Genomic DNA, 18,088 nt, shown 5'->3' with positions numbered 1-18,088 from the left:
CTTTCCGTCTCAATCCAGCGGTCAGTCGTCCTCAGACGATGTTGCTGCGCTTCCCGCTCGCTCGTTCCGTGTCGCCATGGCCCGGCGCCGTCACGTCGCGGATCGGCTGGACGTCGGGGAAGGGCATGATGAGCCGCCCGTCGGGCGCGGCGGTATAGGTGGTCTGCGTCGGATAGGGGATCGAGGCCCCCTCCTGATCCAGCCGGCGATACAGCGCCATGCCGACATTGTGCCGCCCATCATATGCCTCCTGATAGTCTGCCGACGGCGACTCAAATTCCAGCTCATAGTCGAGCGACGAGGCGCCGAAGGAGACGAACCCGGCGCGCACGAACGCCAGGCCCTGTTCCTCGACCACTTCCTTGAAGATCTCCGGCAGACGCTGGAGCACCTCGCGGTCGGTCTCATAGGCGACGCCGATCGCCAGCTTCGTGCGGCGGCGCTCCCGCTGCGAATTGTTGATGATCTCCTTGTCGAGCAGGTTGCGGTTGGAGATGATCCGCTGCTCGCCATTGACGCCGCGAATGCGGGTCGACTTCAGCCCGATCTCCTCGACCGTGCCCGAGCTTGAATCGTAGGTGATGGAATCGCCGCGACGGAACGGCCGGTCGAAGATGATCGCCAGTGCCGCGAACAGATCGGCGAAGATGCCCTGCGCCGCCAGACCGATGGCGATGCCGCCGACGCCAAGGCCAGCGACGAGACCCGTCACGTTGACGCCAAGGTTGTCGAGGACAACCACCAGCGCGATCGCAAAGACCACGATGGTCACGAGGAGGCGGATCAGCCCCATCGCGTTCATCAGCGCCTCGCCGGAGTAATTCTCCGCGCGCGTACGGTGCTCGATGGCGCCCAGGATCAGCTCGCGGGCCCAGATCGCTGCCTGGAAAACGGCCGCCACGGTGAAGAGGAAGTGGATCGTCCGGGCGACGATCTCGGGCGGGTCCGCATAGCCGACGACGAGGCGGGCGGCGACCATGACGATGAAGAAGGTGCTCGTGCGCGCGATCACCCGGCCGATGATCGCGGACCAGCCGGCGCCCGACGTCGATCGTCGGGCGAGGCGTGGCCCCAGGTTGCGCAGCCAAAGCAGGGCAAGAACGATGCCGGCGCCAATGGCGGCGGCAATCGTGATCTGCAGCCAATGATCCTTGATCCAGTCGATACTGGTGAAGGAAAAGGTGGAGATCTGCCGCTCGACCTCTTCCGAGGAAATCTTCGGTAACGACGCCTCGGTTTTCTTTGCTGTCATTATGACCTTCTGGTTCAATCAGGCGGCTTGCTGCGCGCTGCCGTTCTCACCCGTTTCAAGGAAGGCGATCAAGCCGCGTTCGGCGCGGCTGAGCCAGCGGGTCGAGCGCGGCAGGTGCAGCGCGGCGCGGAACGCCTCCTGCCCATCCTTGATCAGCGCGATCAGCGCCGGGTGGACATAGGATTTGCGCGCGATCGCCGGCGTGTTGCCCAGCTTCTCCGTGACGGGGGCGAGAAGCGTCTTGAGGCTGATGTCCTTGTCCGCCTGCGCCAGCGTCTCGAACGCGATGACGCTGGCGCCCCAGGTGCGGAAATGCTTGGCGGTGAAATCCCCCTTCATCGCTTCCTTGATATAGGCGTTGACGTCGCAGGAGGTGACCGGACGGGGCTCGCCGTCCGCGTCGACATATTGGAACAGCTTCTGCCCGGGCAGGTCCTGGCACTTCTTGACGAAGCGGGCGAGGCTGCCGTCGGTGATCGTCAGCGTGCGCATCTTTCCCGACTTGGCGCGATATTGCAGGCGCAGCGTGCTGCCCTTGATCCGGGCATGACGATCACGCAGCGTCGTCACGCCGAAGCTCTTGTTGCTCTTCGCATAGGTCTCGTTCCCGATCCGCAGGTGCGCGGTGTCGAGCAGCTTGACGATCGCGGCGATCGTCTTCTCCTTGCTGTGCCGGCGGCTCTTCAGGTCCTGCTCGACCCGCTCGCGCAGTCGCGGAAGGCCGCGCCCGAATGCCGCGCACAGATTATATTTCTCATCCTCGCGCGCGGCGCGGAATTCGGGATGGTAGCGATATTGCTTGCGGCCCTTTTCGTCCCATCCGACGGCCTGGATATGGCCCATCGGGTCGGGGCAGAACCACGCGTCGCGATAGGCGGGGGGCAGGCCGATGCTGTTCAGCCGGTCGATCTCCTCGCGATCGGTGATGCGGGCACCATCGGGGTCGAAATATCCCCAGCCATGCCGCATCTTGCGCCGGGTGATCCCGGGTTCCTCATCGTCGTGATAAACGATTGTCGTCGATGCCACTGGAAAGACCTCCGCGTGGCACAGGAAATGCGCGGGCTATCGCACGGTTCCGGAACGGCGGTCCCGCCGGCGGGTTGTGAAGGGCAATTCCCCGAGACAGGAGCTACCCCTATGGCCGATCTTTCGCGTGCCCGCGTCCTAATCCTGGCAACCGATGGCTTTGAGGATTCCGAACTGTTCGAACCGCGCCAGGCGCTGCTGGATGCCGGCGCACAGGTGACGCTGGCCTCGATCAAGACCGATCCGATCCAGGGTGTGAAGGGTGACAAGGATCCCACGCGCACCATCACGCCGGACCTGACGCTGGATCAGGTCGATACGGAGGAATTCGATGCGCTGCTGCTACCCGGCGGCGTCGGCAATCCCGACACGATGCGCATGAACGATCGCGCCGTGTCGATCGTTGGCGAATTCATGGACGACAACAAGATCGTCGCCGCCATCTGTCACGCGCCCTGGCTGCTGGTCGAGGCCGACGTGGTCGAGGGGCGCCGCGTGACCAGCTGGCCATCGGTGCGCACCGACCTGGAGAATGCCGGCGGCGATGTCGTCGACGAGGAAGTCGTGATCGACGAGAACCTGATCACCAGCCGCAAGCCGGATGATATCCCGGCCTTCAACCGCGCGCTCCTGTCCGCGCTGGAGGAGGAACTTGCCGGCTGAGCTTCATGCCTTGCCCCGCCCCCGGCGCGGGCGCAGGGTAATCTCATGACGCAGCTGCTCGATGATCGTACCGCCGCCGCGCGGCCGTTTCGCCTGATCGTCGCTGACGGGGCGCAATCAGCGGCCACGCGCCCGGTACCGGAAGAACGGCCGATCGCGATCGAGTGCAACGGCATCGGCTATGCCGTGCTGATGGCGACACCGGACGCGCTCGAGGATCTGGCCGTCGGCTTCGCCCTCACCGAGCGGTTGATCGACACGCCGGAGGATGTCCGCGCGATCAACGTTCACGAGGCCGGGGGCGGCGTCGTCGTGCGGCTGACGCTCGCCCGGCGCGTCGCGCAGCGGGTCAATGATCGCGTGCGCCATCGCGCGTCGGACGCCTCCTGCGGCCTGTGCGGCATCGCGACGATGGAACAGGCGATGCGGCCGCTGCCCCCGGCCGCGCGCTGGGCGGGGGAGGATGCGGCGATCTTCCGCGCTTATCATGCCATCGCCGCGCACCAGCCGCTGAATGCCGCTACCGGCGGGGTGCATGCGGCGGCGTGGTGCAGCGCCGACGGCACGATCCTGATGGTTCGCGAGGATGTCGGCCGGCACAATGCCTTCGACAAGCTGATCGGCGCCGGTGCCCGGGCGGGCCTCACCTGGAACGGCGGCTTCGCGCTGCTGACGTCGCGCTGTTCCTACGAACTGGTGGAGAAGGCTGTTCTCGCCCGCTGCCCCCTGCTGGCGACCATTTCCGCACCGACGCGCCTCGCGCTGGATCGTGCGGCGCAGGCGGGCCTCGCGTTGCGGGTGTTGGTACGCGGGGATTCGCTGCTCGCCGGCTGAGATCGCGGTGGGTCAGCGCGCGCGCCGCGTCGGCGCATGAAAGTCGGCCGGCTTGTGCGCGATCCACTTCAAGAACCGCGCGATCGCTGGCAGGCTTTTCAATGCGGCAAGATCACCCAGCCGCGCCAAGGTCGCATTGTCCGCCGCGGCGTGAATGGCGCGGTGGCAGATCGGGTGCAGCGGCGCGGTCTGCGTACCACCCTCGCTCCGCGGCACGACATGATGCCATTCGGTCCGCACCCCCAGCGGCCGATCACACAGCGCGCATCGCTCGGGCGCGCTGGCAGCCACCCGCCGCTCGGCCTCCCGCAGCCCCATCATCCGCTTCACGCGTCCCATCGCCGCCAAGATAGGCATCGCCCGCGTCACTTGCAGCCGCCGCCGCAATCGGCATAACACACTTAAGTCAGCCGGCTTACGATCGGCGACGCTTAGGAGACGAGGATGGCCGTACCACATCCGTTGTTCGACCTATCGGGCAAGGTTGCGTTGATTACCGGTGGCTCCCGCGGGCTGGGGCGCCAGATGGCGCTCGCCTTCGCGGATGCCGGCGCAGACATTATCGTGTCGAGCCGCAAGGCAGACGCCTGCGAGGCGGTGGTTGCGGAGGTGGAGGCGAAGGGCCGACGCGCCGTCGCGATCCCGGCGCATGCGGCGAAGTGGGACGAGATGGATCGGCTTGCGGACGAGGCATGGGCTGCGTTCGGCAGGCTCGACATCCTGGTCGCCAACGCCGGCATGGGGCCGCTGGTCCCCAGCCATGAGGTGTCGGAGGCGCTGTTCGACAGCGTCGTCGGCCTGAACTTCAAGGGCCCGTTCCGGCTGATGGCCAACATCGCCCATCGCATGGCGGAGGGGAAGGGCGGGGCGATCCTCGCGACCTCGTCGATCGCCTCGTTGCGCCCCACCCCGCGCGTTGTGCCTTATGCCGGGGCGAAGGCGGCGCTGAACGCGATGGTGGTCAGCATGGCGCATGAATATGGGCCAAAGGTGCGGATCAACGGCATCGCCGCCGGGCCGTTCCTGACCGACATTTCCAAGGCCTGGACCGAGGAGGCGCGCGAAACCGCCGACAACGCCGCTGGCCGCCCCGGACGTCCCGAGGAGATCGTGACCAGCGCGCTCTACCTCGCGAGCCCAGCGTCAAGCTTCGTCACCGGCAGCGTCATTCGCTGCGACGGGGGCTGCTGATGAGCGCCGATCTAGAGGCAGGCGCCGTCGACGCTGCGTGGCTGACCAAGCGGCTGCGCGGGGCAGGCGTGTTGCAGGAGGCCAGCGTCGTCGACGTCACCGCGACCCCGGTCGGCGTCGGCATGCTCGGCGATTCGATCCGCTTCGAAGTGCGCTATGACCGCGACGAGGGGGCGCCCGGATCGTTCGTCGGCAAGTTCGCCAGCGCTGATCCCACCAGCCGGCAGACCGGCGCGGGCTTCGGCCTCTATGAGCGGGAAGTCGGCTTCTACCGGCATATCGCGGATTCGGTGGCGATCCGCTCGCCCGGCTGCATCACGGCCGAGCATGACCCGGCCGACGGCACCTTCGCCTTGTTGCTGGAGGACCTGACGCCTTCACGGCCCGGCAACCAGCTGACCGGCTGCGACATCGCCGATGCCGAACGCGCGATGGAGCAGGCGGCGGCGCTGCACGGGCCACGCTGGAATGACGTGACGCTGCGCGACCATGCCTTCCTCAACGTCAGCGGCGCGCGCGATTTCGTGATCAGCGTTTTTCCCGACTGCCTTGCCGAGTTCCACCGCCGCTATGACGGCATCCTGGAGCCGGAATATATGGCGGTGTGCGATCGCTATGGCGCGTTGATCGCCAGCGCGAAGACGCCGGAGCCGGGCAATTTCACGCTGACCCATGGCGACTTCCGGCTCGACAACATGCTGTTCGACGCCCGCGATGGCGAGGTGCCGCTGGCCGTGCTCGACTGGCAATCGCCGGCGATCGGGCTCGGCGCCGTCGACGTCGCCTATTTCATGGGCCTCGCCATCTCGATCGAGGATCGCCGCCGGCATGAGCGGCACCTGCTGGAATATTACCTCGATCATCTTCGCAGCTATGGCGTGCAAGATTATGATTACGACGACCTTTATCGTGACTATCGCCTGACGCTGTTGTCCGGCGTGTCGACCGCGGTTTTCGCCTCGGCATCGACCAAGCGTACCGAGCGCGGCGACGCGATGTTCCTGGCCATGGCGCGGGGCGGGTGTGCGCAGGCGATCGACTGCGATGCTCTCGCGCTGATGGCATGATGCGGCGTACCGCGAAGGGCGTCGCATCATGGCAGGGCTGATCGAGGCAACCGCGCTACGGGCGGCGGGCGATGGCTATGTCGCCACGCTTGATCGCGACTGGGAAATCTGGGGGCCGGCCGGCGGCTACCTTGCGGCCATAGCGTTGCGCGCCGTGCGGGAACGGGCGCTGGACGGCCACCGGCCCGTGACTCTGACCGGCCAGTTCGTGCGCGTGGCCCAGCCGGGCGAGCTCCAGATCTCGATCACGCCGCTCAAGGAAGGCGCGTCGGCACTCTATGCGGTCACATTGTCACAGGACGGGCAGCCGATCTTCCTGTCTCAGGTGTGGACCACCCGGCGTGCCGAACCGTCCGCTCCGATCCAGCCGGTGATGCCGGACGTTCCCCGCCCGGCGGTGCTGCGCAACCAGGAGGAGCTGAGCGCCGAGCGAGGTATCCAGCCCGGCAAGTTCTGGAAGAACCTGGAGGGCCGCCCGGTCGAGTTCCGCCTCCACGATGATCCGCCCGCGCAGCATCCCAACCAGCGCCGCTGGATGCGGTTTACGCAGTGGGACGAGGGGCAGGCCGATGACCTGTTCTTCGATGCGATGCGGACCGCGCTGTTGATCGACCTCGGCATCTGGCCGGGGCATTGGCATCGGCTGGAGGGAGCGGCCGGCTATCTTGCCCCATCGCTGGACCTGACCGTCTATTTCCACGGCAGCGAGCCGGCGGGCGCGTGGCTGTTGAGCGATGCCGACAGCGACGTGTCCGGCGACGGGCTGATCAGCGGGCGGGTGCGCATCTGGAGCGAGGCGGGCAGGGCGCTCGCGACGGGCAGCGGGCACTGCCTCGTCACCACGCCGCGCAGCCGCTGAGCGGCCCCGCGCCGGCCCGTCATGCCCGCGATCACTCGTCCGCGCGCGGCAGCCAGTCCATCAGGATCGCATTGACCTTTTCCGGGGCTTCCTGCTGCACCCAATGCGATACGCCGGGCAGGCGACGGATGGTGAGGTCCGCGACGTAGCGGTCGGTGCCGTCGAGCGTTTCCAGACCGAGCGCCTTGTCCTGCTCCCCCCAGACGATCAGCGTCGGCACATCGACCTTGCCGTCGCCGATCCGCATGCTCGCGCGATGGCGGGCAGCGGCGCGGTACCAGTTGATCATGGCCGTCAGCGCGCCGGGGCGCTGGGCGGCCTCGGCATAGACGTCGAGGACCTGGTCGGGGAACCGGCTCTTGTCGATCGCCATGCCGCGGAATGACTCGCGCACGCCGCGCGCATTGCGGGCACCCATCATCCGTTCGGGCAGGAACGGCAGCTGGAAGAACGCCATGTACCAGCTGCGCCGGCGCTGCGGCCCATGCTTCAGCGCCTCGGCAAAGCACGCGGGATGGGGCAGGTTCATCACGATCAGCCGCTCGATCGGCCGTTTCTTCCAGATCGCGAACAGCCAGGCGATTGCCCCGCCCCAGTCATGCGCGACCAACGTCAGCTTCCTGGCGCCGCTGGCGTCGAACAAGGCGGCGGCATCCTCGACGATCTTGTCGGCCGTGTAGGATGCGACCCCCTTGGGCCGGTACGACGCGCCATAACCGCGCTGGTTGGGCGCCCACACGCGATATCCCATGCCGGCCAGCAACGGCATCTGGAAACGCCAGGAATAATTGAGTTCGGGAAATCCATGGAGGCACAGGATGAGGTGATCACCCTGGCCAGCCTCCGCCACTTCAAAGGTCTGGCCATTGGCGACGACCTCACGAATGGTGATGCCGCTTTCGGGGGCGGGGGACCAGCTGGGCGTCATGCGGTTTCTCCTGCGGCGGCTGATGCGGTTGCGGCAAAGCGTAGAAGGTTGGGCTGGCCGGTCCAGGCGGTCTGGCCACCATCGGCGACGACAATCGCACCCGTGACATAGGAGGCCGCGTCAGAGGCGAGGAAGGCGATCACGTCCGCCATCTCCTCGGGCGTGCCCGCGCGGCCCATCGGGATGGTGTCATGCCATGCCGCCTCCAGGCCCGGCATCGCCTTCGCACCGGCAGTGAGCGGGGTGGCGATCAGGCCCGGGCACAGCGCGTTGACGCGAATGCCCTCTCGCGCATGGTCGATCGCCAGGCTGCGGGTGTAGTTGATCACCCCCGCCTTCGCCGCATTATAGGCGGTGAAGCCATAGTCGCCGGCCATGCCGGAAATCGAGGCGGTGTTGACGATCGCCGCCTTCCCCCCGGTCATGTGCGGGATTGCGGCACGGCAGGCGTAGAAGACCGCGTTGAGGTCGATCGCGATCACCCGTTCCCAGTTGTACGGCGCGAGATCGGGCGTCCGCCCGAAACAGCCGATGCCGGCATTGTTGACCAGGATGTCGATCCGCCCGTGGCGATCCACCGCGGCCTCGACGAACGCCTCCACCGACGCGCGGTCCGCCACGTCCGCGGTAATCGCGGTCCCGCCAATCTCGTCCGCGACAGCGCGCGCCGGCGCCTCGGCCAGATCGACCACCACGACCTTCGCCCCTTCGCGGGCCATCAACCGCGCCGTTGCTGCGCCGATGCCGGAGCCGCCGCCCGTGATCACGGTGACCCTGTCCTGAAACCGCATCATCCTCTCCCCTGCATCCTCTTCCGCCGGCGCCTGTTGATTCGGCCTCCGCTTCAGGCCATCATAACTTTCGTTATGGCTGCCGGGAAAGAGCAGCCGGGGAGAGGGAAATGACGACTAGCAAGCGCGCCTGCATCATCGGTGCCGGCTGCTCGGGGTTCACGACGGCGAAGCGGTTGCAGGATGAAGGGATCTCGTTCGACTGTTTCGAGATGTCGGACGATATCGGCGGCAACTGGTATTATCGTAATCCCAACGGCCGGTCGGCCTGCTACCAGTCGCTGCACATCGACACGTCGAAATGGCGGCTCGCGTTTGAGGATTATGCGGTCCCGGCCGACTGGCCCGATTTCCCCAGCCACGCGCAGCTTTGCCAGTATTTCCGCGACTATGTCGATCATTTTGACCTGCGTCGGCAGATCACGTTCAATACCGAGGTGACACGCGCGTCGCGGCGCCCCCGCGGCGGCTGGGACGTCACCCTGTCCACCGGCGAGACGCGAAGCTACGATGTGCTGTTCGTCTGCAACGGCCATCACTGGGACCCCAACGTGCCGGAATATCCCGGCACGTTCGATCGGCCGCACTTCCACGTTCACAGCTATCGCGATCCCTATGATCCGGTCGACCTGCGCGGCAAGAACGTCGTCGTCGTGGGCATGGGCAATTCGGCCATGGATGTGGCGAGCGAATTGTCGCAGCGGCACCTGGCGAAGAATCTGTGGGTGTCGGCCCGCCGCGGCGTGTGGGTGCTGCCCAAGATGGCGGGCGGCAAGCCGATGGACAAATCCGCCATGCCTACCTGGATGCCGCGCAAGCTCGGCAAGGCGCTGGCCCGCCGCGCGATCAAGAAACTGGTCGGGCGAATGGAGGATTATGGCCTGCCCAAGCCCGACCACGAGCCGCTCGACGCGCACCCCAGCGTCTCGGGCGAGTTCCTGACCCGGGCAAGCTGCGGCGACATCAAGTTCAAGCCCAATATCAAGGCGCTGGAGGGCACACGTGTCCGCTTCGATGATGACAGCGTCGAGGATGTGGACGCGATCATCTACGCCACGGGCTACCGCATCAGCTTCCCGTTCTTCGACGATCCGGCGCTGCTCCCCGACGCGCAGAACCGGTTCCCGTTGTTCAAGCGCATGGTGATCCCGGGCATCGACGACTTGTTCTTCATGGGCCTTGCCCAGCCGCTGCCGACGCTGGTCAATTTCGCCGAGCAGCAGTCGAAGCTGGCGGGCGCCTTCCTCGCTGGCCGCTACGCCTTGCCCAGCGTCGAGGACATGCGCCGCATTACTGCCGAGGATGAGGCGGTGGAGCTGGGCGATTACTACCAGTCCACGCGCCACACGATCCAGGTCGATTTCGCGCGCTACGTCGCCGATCTCCACAAGGAGATCGCCAAGGGCGAGCGGCGCGCCAAGGCCCGCACGGGCAGGATTGCGGCATGACCGACACGTTGGTGCGTGCGGCCGCGCCGGTCGCGCTCGATGCAGGCGAGCGGGCGGCGTTGGTCGATACGGTGCGGCGACTGCTGGCGGAGCGGTGCACCGAGCAGGACGTGCGCCGGATCATGGACAGCGAGAGCGGGCACGATCCGGCGCTGTGGCGCGCCCTGTGCGATCTGGGCCTGCCGGGCTTGCTGGTCCCCGCAGAGGCGGGCGGCACCGGGCTTGGCCCGATCGAGCTTGAACTGGTGATGGAAGAGGTCGGCGCCGCGCTGTTGCCCGCCCCGATCATCTCGTCCGCGATTGCCGCCACTTTGTGTCCCGACTGGCCGGGGCTCGCCACCGGATCGTGCATTGCGGCGGTTGCCTTTGCCGGGCGGCACGACTGGGCAGGGCATAGCACGGTCGCCTGGAATGGGGAGCGGCTGACCGGCGTCGCCCGCTTCGTGCCGGACGCCGCCATTGCCGACACGGTGTTCGTCGTCTGCGATGACCAGATAGTCGCGGTCGCGCGCGATGCCATGACTGTCACCCCGCTGCCGGTGTTCGACCGCACCCGCCGCGTGGCCGACGTGACGTTCCACGGCCCGGCTGAGCTGGTGTCGGATGCCGCGCGGATCGCCGCGGCGAAGGACATCGCGCTCGTGGCGCTCGCCGGTGAGCAGGCCGGGGGCGCCCGACGGATACTGGAAATGACGGTCGCCTATGCCACGGAGCGGCATCAGTTCGGCCGCGCAATCGGCAGCTTCCAAGCGATCAAGCATATGGCCGCCGACCTGTTGCTCGAAAGCGAGTCCGCCACCTCCGCCGCGCGAGACGCCGCGCGCCAGCTGGCCGAGCGGACGGAGACGAAGGACGCCGCCATCGCGCTCGCGGCCTTCGCCTGCGCCGACGCCTTTGTCCGCGTGGCGAAGGACGGCATCCAGATGCACGGCGGCATCGCCTTCACCTGGGAGCATCCGGCGCATCTCTATCTCCGGCGCGCGCGATCGGCGGCGCAGCTCTACGGCGACAGCCAGGTCTGGCGCGAACGCTACCTTCAGGCGCTGGAGGCGCAATCATGAGCGACGACGTGACGAACGACGATCTGCGCGCGGAGGTGGAGGCGTGGCTCGCCGCGCACTGGACCGGGCTTCCCGCCCACCACGAAAGTTTCGGCCGCGATCCGCGCAGCAAATGGCTGGCCAAGGTGCGCGACGCCGGCTGGGCCGTGCCGCGCTGGGCGCCCGAATGGGGCGGGCGAGGGCTGTCGAACGAACAGGCCCGCATTGTCGAGCGCGCCTTTGCCGCGGCCGGCGCACCGGGCGCGGGGCAGGACCGGTCGAACCTGTGGGCCAACACCGCGCTCGCCCACGCGACCGACAGCTTCAAGCGCAAGATCGTGCCGCAACTGCTCGCCGGGGAGGTCGGCATGTGCCTCCTCTATTCGGAGCCGGGCGCGGGCTCCGATCTGGCCGCCGTCCGCACGCGCGCGGAAAAGGTCGAGGGCGGCTGGCGGGTCACCGGGCAGAAGGTGTGGACCTCGGGCGCCGCGGTTGCCGATTACGGCATGCTGATCGCCCGCACCGACTGGGACGTGCCCAAGCATCGCGGCATCAGCTTCTTCTTCCTGCCGATGCGGCAGGAGGGCGTCGAGGTGCGCCCGCTGCGGCAGATCACCGACGAGGCGCATTTCAACGAGGTGTTCATCACCGACGCCTTCGTGCCGGAGGAGAACCTTCTGGGGCCGCTGAATGGCGGCTGGGGCGTGCTGCAGACGGCGCTCGCCTATGAGCGGTCGGTCATGGGCGATGCGGCGCGCGGCCCGCGATCCCGCGCTGGCGGGCCGAAGGGTGATCATGCGCTGCTCGGCCTCGCGCGGGAGGCGGGGCGGCTCGCCGACCCGGTCGTGCGGCAGGACGTGGCGCAGGTCATCGCCTGGCGAGCGCTCAACAAGCTGAATACGCAGCGCGCCAAGGCGGAACTGGCACAGGGCACCTCGTCGCCGATCATGTCGCTGGGCAAGCTGGCGATGAGCCGCATCCTGCATGAGGAGGCACGCGTGCGCACCATGTTGCTGGGCGCGGAAAGCCTGCTCGAAGGGCCCGATCATCCGCGCGCGGAGGACGCCAACTTCCTCACGCTGAACGCCTATTTCACCTCCATCGGCGGCGGCACCGACCAGATCCAGCGCAACATCATCGGTGAGCGCGTGCTGGGGCTGCCGAAGGAGCCGGAAGTCGATCGGACGATCCCCTTTCGGGAGGTCCGCGCGGGATAGGCGACGGCGTGCGGCTCGCGCGCGATGGGCCGCACGCCATCGCACGACAGGCACAGGCACAGGCACAGGCACAGGCACAGGCACAGGCACAGGCACAGGCACAGGGAACGGGCGGGGGAGGCACGATATGCGTTCGATCTTCATCACTGGCGGCGCGTCGGGGATCGGTCTAGCGGCGGCACGGCGCTTTGCCCGCGAAGGGTGGACGGTCGGGATCGGCGACATTGACGAGATCGGGATGCGCCGCGCCGCCGAAGAATTGAACCTCTCCACCTATCCGCTCGACGTGCGCGACCGGGGCCAATGGCGCAGTGCGCTGCAGGAGTTCGTCGGGACGACCGGTCGCCTCGACATCCTCCTGAACAATGCGGGGATCGCGCGCTACGGCATGTTCGAGGATGTGACCCCCGACGAAAGCGACCTGCAGATCGACATCAACGTCAAGGGCGTGGTCAACGGTGCCTATGCCGCCCTGCCGCACCTGAAGGCGACGCGCGGCAGCCGGCTGGTCAACGTGGCGTCGGTCGCCGGCATCGTCGGATCGCCCGGCCTCGCGGTCTATTCGGCCACCAAGCACGCGGTGCGCGGTCTGACCGAGGCGCTCGACGCCGAATGGAGCCGGCATCGCGTCGACGTCACTTGCGTCATGCCGTTCTACGTGGAGACGCCGATCCTCGACGCGGGGTCGAAGGGCAGCAACCAGACGATCCGCGACGCGATCGGCAATTCACCCGTCTATACCGTGGAGGAAGCGGCCGAGATGGTGTGGCAGGCGGCGCATGGCAGCGAGCGCGAATATATCGTCGGCAAGGCTGGCCGGCAGGCGCATTTCGCCCGCCGCTTCATGCCCGGCCGGCTACGCAAGCGGCTGAAGGCGGCCTTCGCCTCCTGATTCAGGGGGCGGTCGCCGCAGCCACCTTGCTGGGCGGCGCTGCGGGTGCCGGGGTCTTGGGCCGGAACGCGCACAGGTCCGCCACCGGGCAGCGCCAGCATTCGGGCTTGCGTGCCTTGCAGATGTAGCGCCCGTGCAGGATCAGCCAGTGGTGAGCGTGGAGGCGGAATGGCTGCGGCACCACCTTTTCCAGCTTCAGCTCGACGGCGAGCGGCGTCTTGCCCTTGGCGAGCCCGGTGCGATTACCGACGCGAAAGATATGGGTATCGACGGCGAAGGTCTCCGCGCCGAACGCGACGTTCATCACCACATTGGCGGTCTTGCGACCGACCCCGGCAAGCTGCTCCAGCGCCTCGCGATCCGCCGGCACCTCGCCGCCGTGCTGGTCGACCAGCGCCTGGCTCAGCGCGATGACGTTCTTCGCCTTCGCGTTGAACAGGCCGATCGTCTTGATGTGCTCGCGCAGCCCCTCTTCGCCCAGTGCCAGCATTTGCGCCGGCGTCTTCACTTCCGCGAACAGCCGGCGCGTCGCCTTGTTGACTCCGGCATCGGTGGCCTGCGCCGACAGGACCACCGCGACCAGCAACTGATAGGTGTTGCCGGATTCAAGCTCCGTCTCTGGGTGCGGGTTCGCCTCCGCCAGCCGTCGGAAGAATTCGAAGACGTCGGCGCGCTTCATCGGGCGGGCGTCACAGCCCCAGCACCTCTGCCATGGAATAGCGTCCGGCCGGCCGGTCGGCGAGCCACAGCGCCGCCTTCACCGCGCCGCGCGCGAAGATCGATCGATCCTCCCCGCGATGGCCCAGCTCGATCCGCTCACCCTCGCCGGCGAACACCACCAGATGGTCACCGACGACGGTGCCGCCGCGCAGCGAGGAAAAGCCGATCGTCCCTTCGGTGCGCGCGCCGACCAGACCGGCGCGGCCATCGACCCGCTCCTCGTTCAGCGTCGTGCGGCGCCCACGCGCCGCCGCTTCGCCCAGCAAGACGGCAGTGCCGGATGGCGCGTCCACCTTGTGCCGGTGGTGCATCTCGACGATTTCGATGTCCCAGTCGGACCCCAGGCGCTGCGCGGCTTCCTGCACCAGGATACCCAGCAGCGTGACGCCCAGCGAGGTATTGCCGGTCTGCAGCACGGCGATCTCCTGCGCCGCGCGGTCAATCATGGCGTGATGCGTCGGCAGCAGGCCAGTCGTGCCGATCACCATCGGCGTGCGCGCGGCGACGGCGGCGGCGAGATGAGATTCCAGCGCTGCCGGGGTGGAGAAATCAACCAGCACGTCCGCTGCATGGGCCAGCGGGACGGGATCGCCACCCGCATCGACGCCGCCCGCGATCCGCGCACCTTCATCTTCCGCGATGGTGGCGATCACGCGCCCCATGCGGCCTTCGCTTCCATAGATTCCGATCGCGGTCATGCGCGTCCTTCGGTGTTCATGCGGGCTCCCGATATCGTTGCTGTTCCGGCACGTCGAGTGGGACGCGGCGGTTGCAGTCGCGTGTCGAGGACCGAACGCTTATGCTGCCACCGATGAACGAAAAGAGAAGCATCCTGATCCTCACCGGCGCAGGGATTTCGGCAGAGAGCGGCCTCGCCACCTTTCGCGGTCCCGGCGGCTTGTGGGAAGGGCATCGCGTCGAGGATGTCTGCACGCCCGACGCGCTGGCCGCCGATCCGGCGCTGGTGCATCGGTTCTACGATCTGCGCCGGGCCGCGCTCAACGCGGTGGCGCCCAATGCGGCGCATGAGGCGCTGGCGCGGCTTGACGCCGAATGGGGCGGGGATCTGCTGATCGTCACGCAGAATGTTGATGACCTGCACGAGCGTGCCGGGGCGCGGCGCCTGCTGCACATGCACGGCGAGCTGCGCTCCGCCTTGTGCCCCGCCTGCGGCGAACGGCGGGCGTGGCCCGATCCCTTGCTGCCGGGGGTGCGATGCCCGGCGTGCGCAGCGGGGGACCTGCGTCCCGACATCGTGTTCTTCGGGGAAATGCCGTACGGCATGGAGCAGATCGAGGCCGCGATCGCGACCTGCGACCTGTTTGTGTCGATCGGCACGTCGGGCGCCGTGTATCCGGCGGCTGGCTTCGTCCAACTGGCCAACCATCATGGCGCCCGGACGCTGGAGCTGAACCTCGATCAATCCGCCGGCAGCGGCTGGTTCGATGAAAGCAGGCTCGGCCCGGCCAGCACATTGGTGCCGGCCTGGGTGGACGAATTGCTGGCGGGTCAGTCGACCCAGTCGAGCCCGATGTCGCGATAGACCCCGCGATCCTCGTCCCAGCCCGGCTTCACCTTCACATGAAGGTAGAGGTGGACCGGGCGGTCGAGCAGCACGGCAAGCTCCGCGCGTGCCTTGGCCCCGATCTCCTTGATGCGCGCGCCGCCCTTGCCCAGCACGATGGCGCGCTGCGTCGGCCGTTCGACCAGGATCTGCTGGTGGATCTCCGCCGCACCATCGGCGCGATCGGTGAACTTCTCGGTCTCCACCGTCGCCGCATAGGGAAGCTCGGCATGGAGCTGGAGGTAGAGCTGCTCGCGCGTCACTTCCGCGGCCAGCGTCCGCTCGCTGGCGTCGGACACCTGGTCCTCCGGGAAATGCCACGGCCCCTCGGGCATGGCGGCGGCCAGCGCATGCTTGAGCTCCGGCAGGCCATCGCCGGTCGCCGCGCTGATGAAGAAGGTCTGCGCGAAGGGGACAAGCGCGTTCAGCTTTTCGGCGTGGACCAGCAGCTTGGGCTTGTCTGCCAGGTCCACCTTGTTGAGGATCAGGAACTTGGGCTCGGGCCGGTCCTTGATCCGCTCCGCAATGTCGGTGACCTTGGGGCCGAGGCCACCCTTGGCGTCGACCACCAGCGCAACGACGTCCGCGCCTTCCGTTCCGCCCCAGGCGGCGGCCACCATGGCGCGGTCGAGCCGGCGCTTGGGATCGAAGATGCCGGGGGTATCGACCAGCAGGAGCTGCGTGTCGCCTTCGATCGCGACGCCCAGCAACCGCGTGCGGGTCGTCTGCGCCTTCGGACTCACGATCGCCACCTTCTGCCCGACAAGCGCGTTGACGAGGGTGGACTTGCCGGCGTTCGGGGCGCCGAGCACGGCAACAAGGCCGCAACGGGTCATGGTCATTCCTTGCATTCTTCGCCATCGCCATACTGGCCGCGACGGTCAGCGTCGAGGCCGTAGCGCTCCGCAGGCAGGCCGGCGGGCGGCCGATCCTAGGCCTTCTTGCGCTTCGGCGCGGCCGCCGTCAGCTCCTTCAGCAGGGTGCGTGCGGCATGGGTTTCCGCCTCCTGCTTGCTGCCCCCGTCGGCGACTGCCTCGGCGAGTTTCGGGATCGTCACCCGGATCGTGAAGCGCGGCGCATGCCCCGGTCCGGACCGGTCGACCACCTCATAGACCGGCGGCTTGCGATTATTTGCCGCCGCCCATTCCTGCAGTGCCGACTTGGGATGCTGCGGCGCAACGGCTTCGGCATGGAGCCGCGAAGCCCAGAGCCGCCGGACGACCGCGCGGGCAGGATCAAGACCGCGTTCGCGGAACAGCGTGCCGAGCAGCGCTTCCATGACGTCGCCCAGAATATTGTCGCTGTCGCTCGCCCCATCGTCGCGCGCCTGCTTGCCGAGCCTGAGATGCGCCTGCACGCCGATTTCGCGAGCAATGTCGGCGCACACGATGCCCGAGACGAGCGCGTTCAGACGCTTCGACAGCGCGCCTTCGGGCTCATCCGGGAACTCATCGAACAGCCATTCGGCCATCGCGAGGCCGAGCACGCGATCACCCAGAAATTCCAAGCGTTCATAGTGCACGTCGCCGCGGCTCGCATGGGTGAGCGCGCGTTCCCAGAGCTTCAGATCCTGGGGGGATTCACCGAAATTGTCGGTGATCCATTGCCTGAGGTCACTCAAAGCCGCCGCCCAGTCGATCCCACCGCGCCGCGGTGAACCACGTCCATGGCAGCAGCCAATTTGCCGAGCCGTCGGTCGACCAGAAGATCACCAGCGCCTTGCCCTCGACCCGCTCCATCGGGATGAAGCCCATGCCCTGCACCTGGCCCGGCAGTGCTTCCTCTGCCGCGGGGAAGCGGCTGTCGGCGGAGTCGTCGCGGTTGTCGCCCATCAGGAAGACGTGACCCTCAGGCACCGTGTAGACGCCCGTGTCGTCGGCATCGGGGATGTAATGCTGGTCGAGCACATAATAGCTGCGCCCGCCCGGCAGCGTTTCGCGGTAGCGCGGAATGCGGCAGGTCGGTCCCTGCACGTCATTCTTGACGAAATCCGCCTCGCATTCGCGCGTGGTGAAATTGGGCGAGAGCGGCAGGACGAAGTCGGCCACCCGCTGCTTCGGGATCGCCTGACCGTTCAGGACCAGACGGCCCCCGCGCATCTGCACCGTGTCGCCGGGAAGGCCAATCACCCGCTTGATCACGTCATGATCGTCAGCGCCCTTGGATCGGAAAACGACCACGTCGCCGCGTTCTGGCGTATGGGGAAACAGGCGTCCGGGTACCGGCGGGAAGCCGAACGGCATCGACCAACGCGAATAACCGTAGTTCCACTTCGAAATGAACAGATAGTCGCCGATCAGCAGCCGCGGCAGCATCGACTCCGACGGAATCGAGAAGGGCGCGAGGACGAAGCTGCGAAAGATCCACACGACGAGAGCGAGCTTCAGGAGGAAGCGGATCGTCTCCGACATTTCGGACTTTTTCGCGGGCGAGGCACCCGTGGCGGGTTTGGGATCGGCCATGGATCGCGCGTTGCCGAACGCGGGCTGCACGTCAAGCGGCGGAACGATATGTTGCGCCTCCCGTTCGCGCTGAACTTGCCGTACGCCGGCTTTTTCGTTCTTACGAAGAACGATGCCGCGGGGCCAAATCG

General features: G+C 67.3%; 20 protein-coding genes. 10 read left to right on the top strand and 10 right to left on the bottom strand.

Features of this window, described 5'->3' with window-relative positions; genetic code table 11:
* Positions 1 to 31 precede the first annotated feature (31 nt).
* Together XM50_RS17625 and XM50_RS17620 are read right to left on the bottom strand one after the other, a co-directional pair.
* Positions 32 to 1,252, bottom strand: coding sequence for a mechanosensitive ion channel family protein (locus XM50_RS17625; protein WP_082103175.1), 1,221 nt, complete (start codon positions 1,250 to 1,252; stop codon positions 32 to 34).
* Between the two features lie 18 nt (positions 1,253 to 1,270).
* A complete protein-coding gene (locus XM50_RS17620; RefSeq protein ID WP_082103278.1) occupies positions 1,271 to 2,221 on the bottom strand; it encodes a DNA topoisomerase IB in 951 nt (316 codons plus the stop codon).
* A gap of 171 nt (positions 2,222 to 2,392) precedes the next feature.
* Between XM50_RS17620 and XM50_RS17615 the strand changes: the two genes are divergently transcribed.
* The gene (locus XM50_RS17615) at positions 2,393 to 2,944 is read left to right on the top strand and encodes a type 1 glutamine amidotransferase domain-containing protein (RefSeq protein ID WP_046411293.1); all 552 of its coding nucleotides are present in this window, start codon (positions 2,393 to 2,395) and stop codon (positions 2,942 to 2,944) included.
* 45 nt (positions 2,945 to 2,989) lie between these two features.
* The gene (gene fdhD, locus XM50_RS17610) at positions 2,990 to 3,778 is read left to right on the top strand and encodes a formate dehydrogenase accessory sulfurtransferase FdhD (RefSeq protein WP_046411292.1); all 789 of its coding nucleotides are present in this window, start codon (positions 2,990 to 2,992) and stop codon (positions 3,776 to 3,778) included.
* Positions 3,779 to 3,790: 12 nt separating this feature from the next.
* On the opposite strand, the gene XM50_RS17605 is transcribed toward fdhD, so the two are convergent.
* Complete coding sequence (locus XM50_RS17605; protein WP_046411918.1) at positions 3,791 to 4,099, bottom strand: HNH endonuclease; 309 nt, start codon at positions 4,097 to 4,099, stop codon at positions 3,791 to 3,793.
* Between the two features lie 123 nt (positions 4,100 to 4,222).
* Between XM50_RS17605 and XM50_RS17600 the strand changes: the two genes are divergently transcribed.
* Genes XM50_RS17600 through XM50_RS17590 form a run of 3 tightly spaced genes read left to right on the top strand, consistent with a single transcriptional unit; the run spans position 4,223 to position 6,895 of the window.
* Positions 4,223 to 4,969, top strand: coding sequence for an SDR family NAD(P)-dependent oxidoreductase (locus XM50_RS17600; protein ID WP_046411290.1), 747 nt, complete (start codon positions 4,223 to 4,225; stop codon positions 4,967 to 4,969).
* Complete coding sequence (locus tag XM50_RS17595) at positions 4,969 to 6,036, top strand: oxidoreductase family protein (RefSeq protein WP_046411288.1); 1,068 nt, start codon at positions 4,969 to 4,971, stop codon at positions 6,034 to 6,036. The genes XM50_RS17600 and XM50_RS17595 overlap by 1 nt, the downstream gene beginning before the upstream one ends.
* Positions 6,037 to 6,064: 28 nt before the next feature.
* On the top strand, positions 6,065 to 6,895 hold the full coding sequence (locus XM50_RS17590) for a thioesterase family protein (protein WP_046411286.1): 831 nt from the start codon (positions 6,065 to 6,067) through the stop codon (positions 6,893 to 6,895).
* 31 nt (positions 6,896 to 6,926) lie between these two features.
* Here the strand turns inward: XM50_RS17590 and XM50_RS17585 are convergent, their stop codons facing one another.
* Together XM50_RS17585 and XM50_RS17580 are read right to left on the bottom strand one after the other, a co-directional pair.
* Positions 6,927 to 7,823 carry an alpha/beta fold hydrolase gene (locus tag XM50_RS17585; RefSeq protein WP_046411284.1) on the bottom strand — a complete coding sequence of 299 codons (897 nt, stop codon included), beginning with the start codon at positions 7,821 to 7,823 and terminating at the stop codon, positions 6,927 to 6,929.
* Positions 7,820 to 8,617: an SDR family NAD(P)-dependent oxidoreductase gene (locus XM50_RS17580; RefSeq protein WP_197075582.1), complete on the bottom strand. Its 798-nt coding sequence runs from the start codon at positions 8,615 to 8,617 to the stop codon at positions 7,820 to 7,822. The genes XM50_RS17585 and XM50_RS17580 overlap by 4 nt, the downstream gene beginning before the upstream one ends.
* Before the next feature lie 107 nt (positions 8,618 to 8,724).
* On the opposite strand from XM50_RS17580, the gene XM50_RS17575 reads away from it, so the two are divergent.
* The 4 genes from XM50_RS17575 (at position 8,725) to XM50_RS17560 (ending at position 13,211) form a co-directional block, all read left to right on the top strand.
* Entirely contained in the window at positions 8,725 to 10,062 is a 1,338-nt protein-coding gene (locus XM50_RS17575) for a flavin-containing monooxygenase (protein WP_046411282.1), read from the top strand.
* Complete coding sequence (locus XM50_RS17570) at positions 10,059 to 11,123, top strand: acyl-CoA dehydrogenase family protein (protein WP_046411281.1); 1,065 nt, start codon at positions 10,059 to 10,061, stop codon at positions 11,121 to 11,123. The genes XM50_RS17575 and XM50_RS17570 overlap by 4 nt, the downstream gene beginning before the upstream one ends.
* Positions 11,120 to 12,319 (top strand): acyl-CoA dehydrogenase family protein, encoded by a 1,200-nt coding sequence (locus XM50_RS17565; protein ID WP_046411279.1) that lies wholly within the window; start codon positions 11,120 to 11,122, stop codon positions 12,317 to 12,319. The genes XM50_RS17570 and XM50_RS17565 overlap by 4 nt, the downstream gene beginning before the upstream one ends.
* Before the next feature lie 127 nt (positions 12,320 to 12,446).
* Positions 12,447 to 13,211: an SDR family oxidoreductase gene (locus XM50_RS17560; protein ID WP_046411278.1), complete on the top strand. Its 765-nt coding sequence runs from the start codon at positions 12,447 to 12,449 to the stop codon at positions 13,209 to 13,211.
* 1 nt (position 13,212) lies between these two features.
* Here XM50_RS17560 and nth read toward each other — a convergent pair whose 3' ends face one another.
* The gene (nth, locus tag XM50_RS17555; RefSeq protein WP_046411277.1) at positions 13,213 to 13,890 is read right to left on the bottom strand and encodes an endonuclease III; all 678 of its coding nucleotides are present in this window, start codon (positions 13,888 to 13,890) and stop codon (positions 13,213 to 13,215) included.
* Between the two features lie 10 nt (positions 13,891 to 13,900).
* On the bottom strand, positions 13,901 to 14,629 hold the full coding sequence (dapB, locus tag XM50_RS17550) for a 4-hydroxy-tetrahydrodipicolinate reductase (RefSeq protein ID WP_046411276.1): 729 nt from the start codon (positions 14,627 to 14,629) through the stop codon (positions 13,901 to 13,903).
* A gap of 113 nt (positions 14,630 to 14,742) precedes the next feature.
* On the opposite strand from dapB, the gene XM50_RS17545 reads away from it, so the two are divergent.
* On the top strand, positions 14,743 to 15,474 hold the full coding sequence (locus XM50_RS17545) for an NAD-dependent deacylase (RefSeq protein WP_046411914.1): 732 nt from the start codon (positions 14,743 to 14,745) through the stop codon (positions 15,472 to 15,474).
* Here the strand turns inward: XM50_RS17545 and era are convergent.
* The 3 genes from era to lepB form a co-directional block, all read right to left on the bottom strand.
* Positions 15,441 to 16,337 carry a GTPase Era gene (gene era / locus XM50_RS17540; protein WP_046411275.1) on the bottom strand — a complete coding sequence of 299 codons (897 nt, stop codon included), beginning with the start codon at positions 16,335 to 16,337 and terminating at the stop codon, positions 15,441 to 15,443. The genes XM50_RS17545 and era overlap by 34 nt on opposite strands.
* A gap of 89 nt (positions 16,338 to 16,426) precedes the next feature.
* Positions 16,427 to 17,116 (bottom strand): ribonuclease III, encoded by a 690-nt coding sequence (gene rnc / locus XM50_RS17535; RefSeq protein ID WP_046411273.1) that lies wholly within the window; start codon positions 17,114 to 17,116, stop codon positions 16,427 to 16,429.
* A complete protein-coding gene (gene lepB / locus XM50_RS17530; protein WP_046411913.1) occupies positions 17,109 to 17,957 on the bottom strand; it encodes a signal peptidase I in 849 nt (282 codons plus the stop codon). Before lepB ends, rnc begins: the two co-directional genes overlap by 8 nt.
* Between the last annotated feature and the right edge of the window lie 131 nt (positions 17,958 to 18,088).

The organism is Sphingomonas sp. Ag1, assembly GCF_000980895.1.
In the GTDB taxonomy this organism is placed as follows: Bacteria; Pseudomonadota; Alphaproteobacteria; order Sphingomonadales; family Sphingomonadaceae; genus Sphingomonas; species Sphingomonas panaciterrae.
This window is presented reverse-complemented; position numbering and strand designations above follow the sequence as displayed.

Bases quoted from the DNA above. Each gene is read 5' to 3' on its own strand.
- XM50_RS17625 (WP_082103175.1), bottom strand. From the start codon at position 1,252: ATGACAGCAAAGAAAACCGAGGCGTCGTTACCGAAGATTTCCTCGGAA.
- XM50_RS17620 (WP_082103278.1), bottom strand. From the start codon at position 2,221: ATGCGGCATGGCTGGGGATATTTCGACCCCGATGGTGCCCGCATCACC.
- XM50_RS17615 (WP_046411293.1), top strand. From the start codon at position 2,393: ATGGCCGATCTTTCGCGTGCCCGCGTCCTAATCCTGGCAACCGATGGC.
- fdhD (WP_046411292.1), top strand. From the start codon at position 2,990: ATGACGCAGCTGCTCGATGATCGTACCGCCGCCGCGCGGCCGTTTCGC.
- XM50_RS17605 (WP_046411918.1), bottom strand. From the start codon at position 4,099: ATGATGGGGCTGCGGGAGGCCGAGCGGCGGGTGGCTGCCAGCGCGCCC.
- XM50_RS17600 (WP_046411290.1), top strand. From the start codon at position 4,223: ATGGCCGTACCACATCCGTTGTTCGACCTATCGGGCAAGGTTGCGTTG.
- XM50_RS17595 (WP_046411288.1), top strand. From the start codon at position 4,969: ATGAGCGCCGATCTAGAGGCAGGCGCCGTCGACGCTGCGTGGCTGACC.
- XM50_RS17590 (WP_046411286.1), top strand. From the start codon at position 6,065: ATGGCAGGGCTGATCGAGGCAACCGCGCTACGGGCGGCGGGCGATGGC.
- XM50_RS17585 (WP_046411284.1), bottom strand. From the start codon at position 7,823: ATGACGCCCAGCTGGTCCCCCGCCCCCGAAAGCGGCATCACCATTCGT.
- XM50_RS17580 (WP_197075582.1), bottom strand. From the start codon at position 8,617: ATGATGCGGTTTCAGGACAGGGTCACCGTGATCACGGGCGGCGGCTCC.
- XM50_RS17575 (WP_046411282.1), top strand. From the start codon at position 8,725: ATGACGACTAGCAAGCGCGCCTGCATCATCGGTGCCGGCTGCTCGGGG.
- XM50_RS17570 (WP_046411281.1), top strand. From the start codon at position 10,059: ATGACCGACACGTTGGTGCGTGCGGCCGCGCCGGTCGCGCTCGATGCA.
- XM50_RS17565 (WP_046411279.1), top strand. From the start codon at position 11,120: ATGAGCGACGACGTGACGAACGACGATCTGCGCGCGGAGGTGGAGGCG.
- XM50_RS17560 (WP_046411278.1), top strand. From the start codon at position 12,447: ATGCGTTCGATCTTCATCACTGGCGGCGCGTCGGGGATCGGTCTAGCG.
- nth (WP_046411277.1), bottom strand. From the start codon at position 13,890: ATGAAGCGCGCCGACGTCTTCGAATTCTTCCGACGGCTGGCGGAGGCG.
- dapB (WP_046411276.1), bottom strand. From the start codon at position 14,629: ATGACCGCGATCGGAATCTATGGAAGCGAAGGCCGCATGGGGCGCGTG.
- XM50_RS17545 (WP_046411914.1), top strand. From the start codon at position 14,743: ATGAACGAAAAGAGAAGCATCCTGATCCTCACCGGCGCAGGGATTTCG.
- era (WP_046411275.1), bottom strand. From the start codon at position 16,337: ATGACCATGACCCGTTGCGGCCTTGTTGCCGTGCTCGGCGCCCCGAAC.
- lepB (WP_046411913.1), bottom strand. From the start codon at position 17,957: ATGGCCGATCCCAAACCCGCCACGGGTGCCTCGCCCGCGAAAAAGTCC.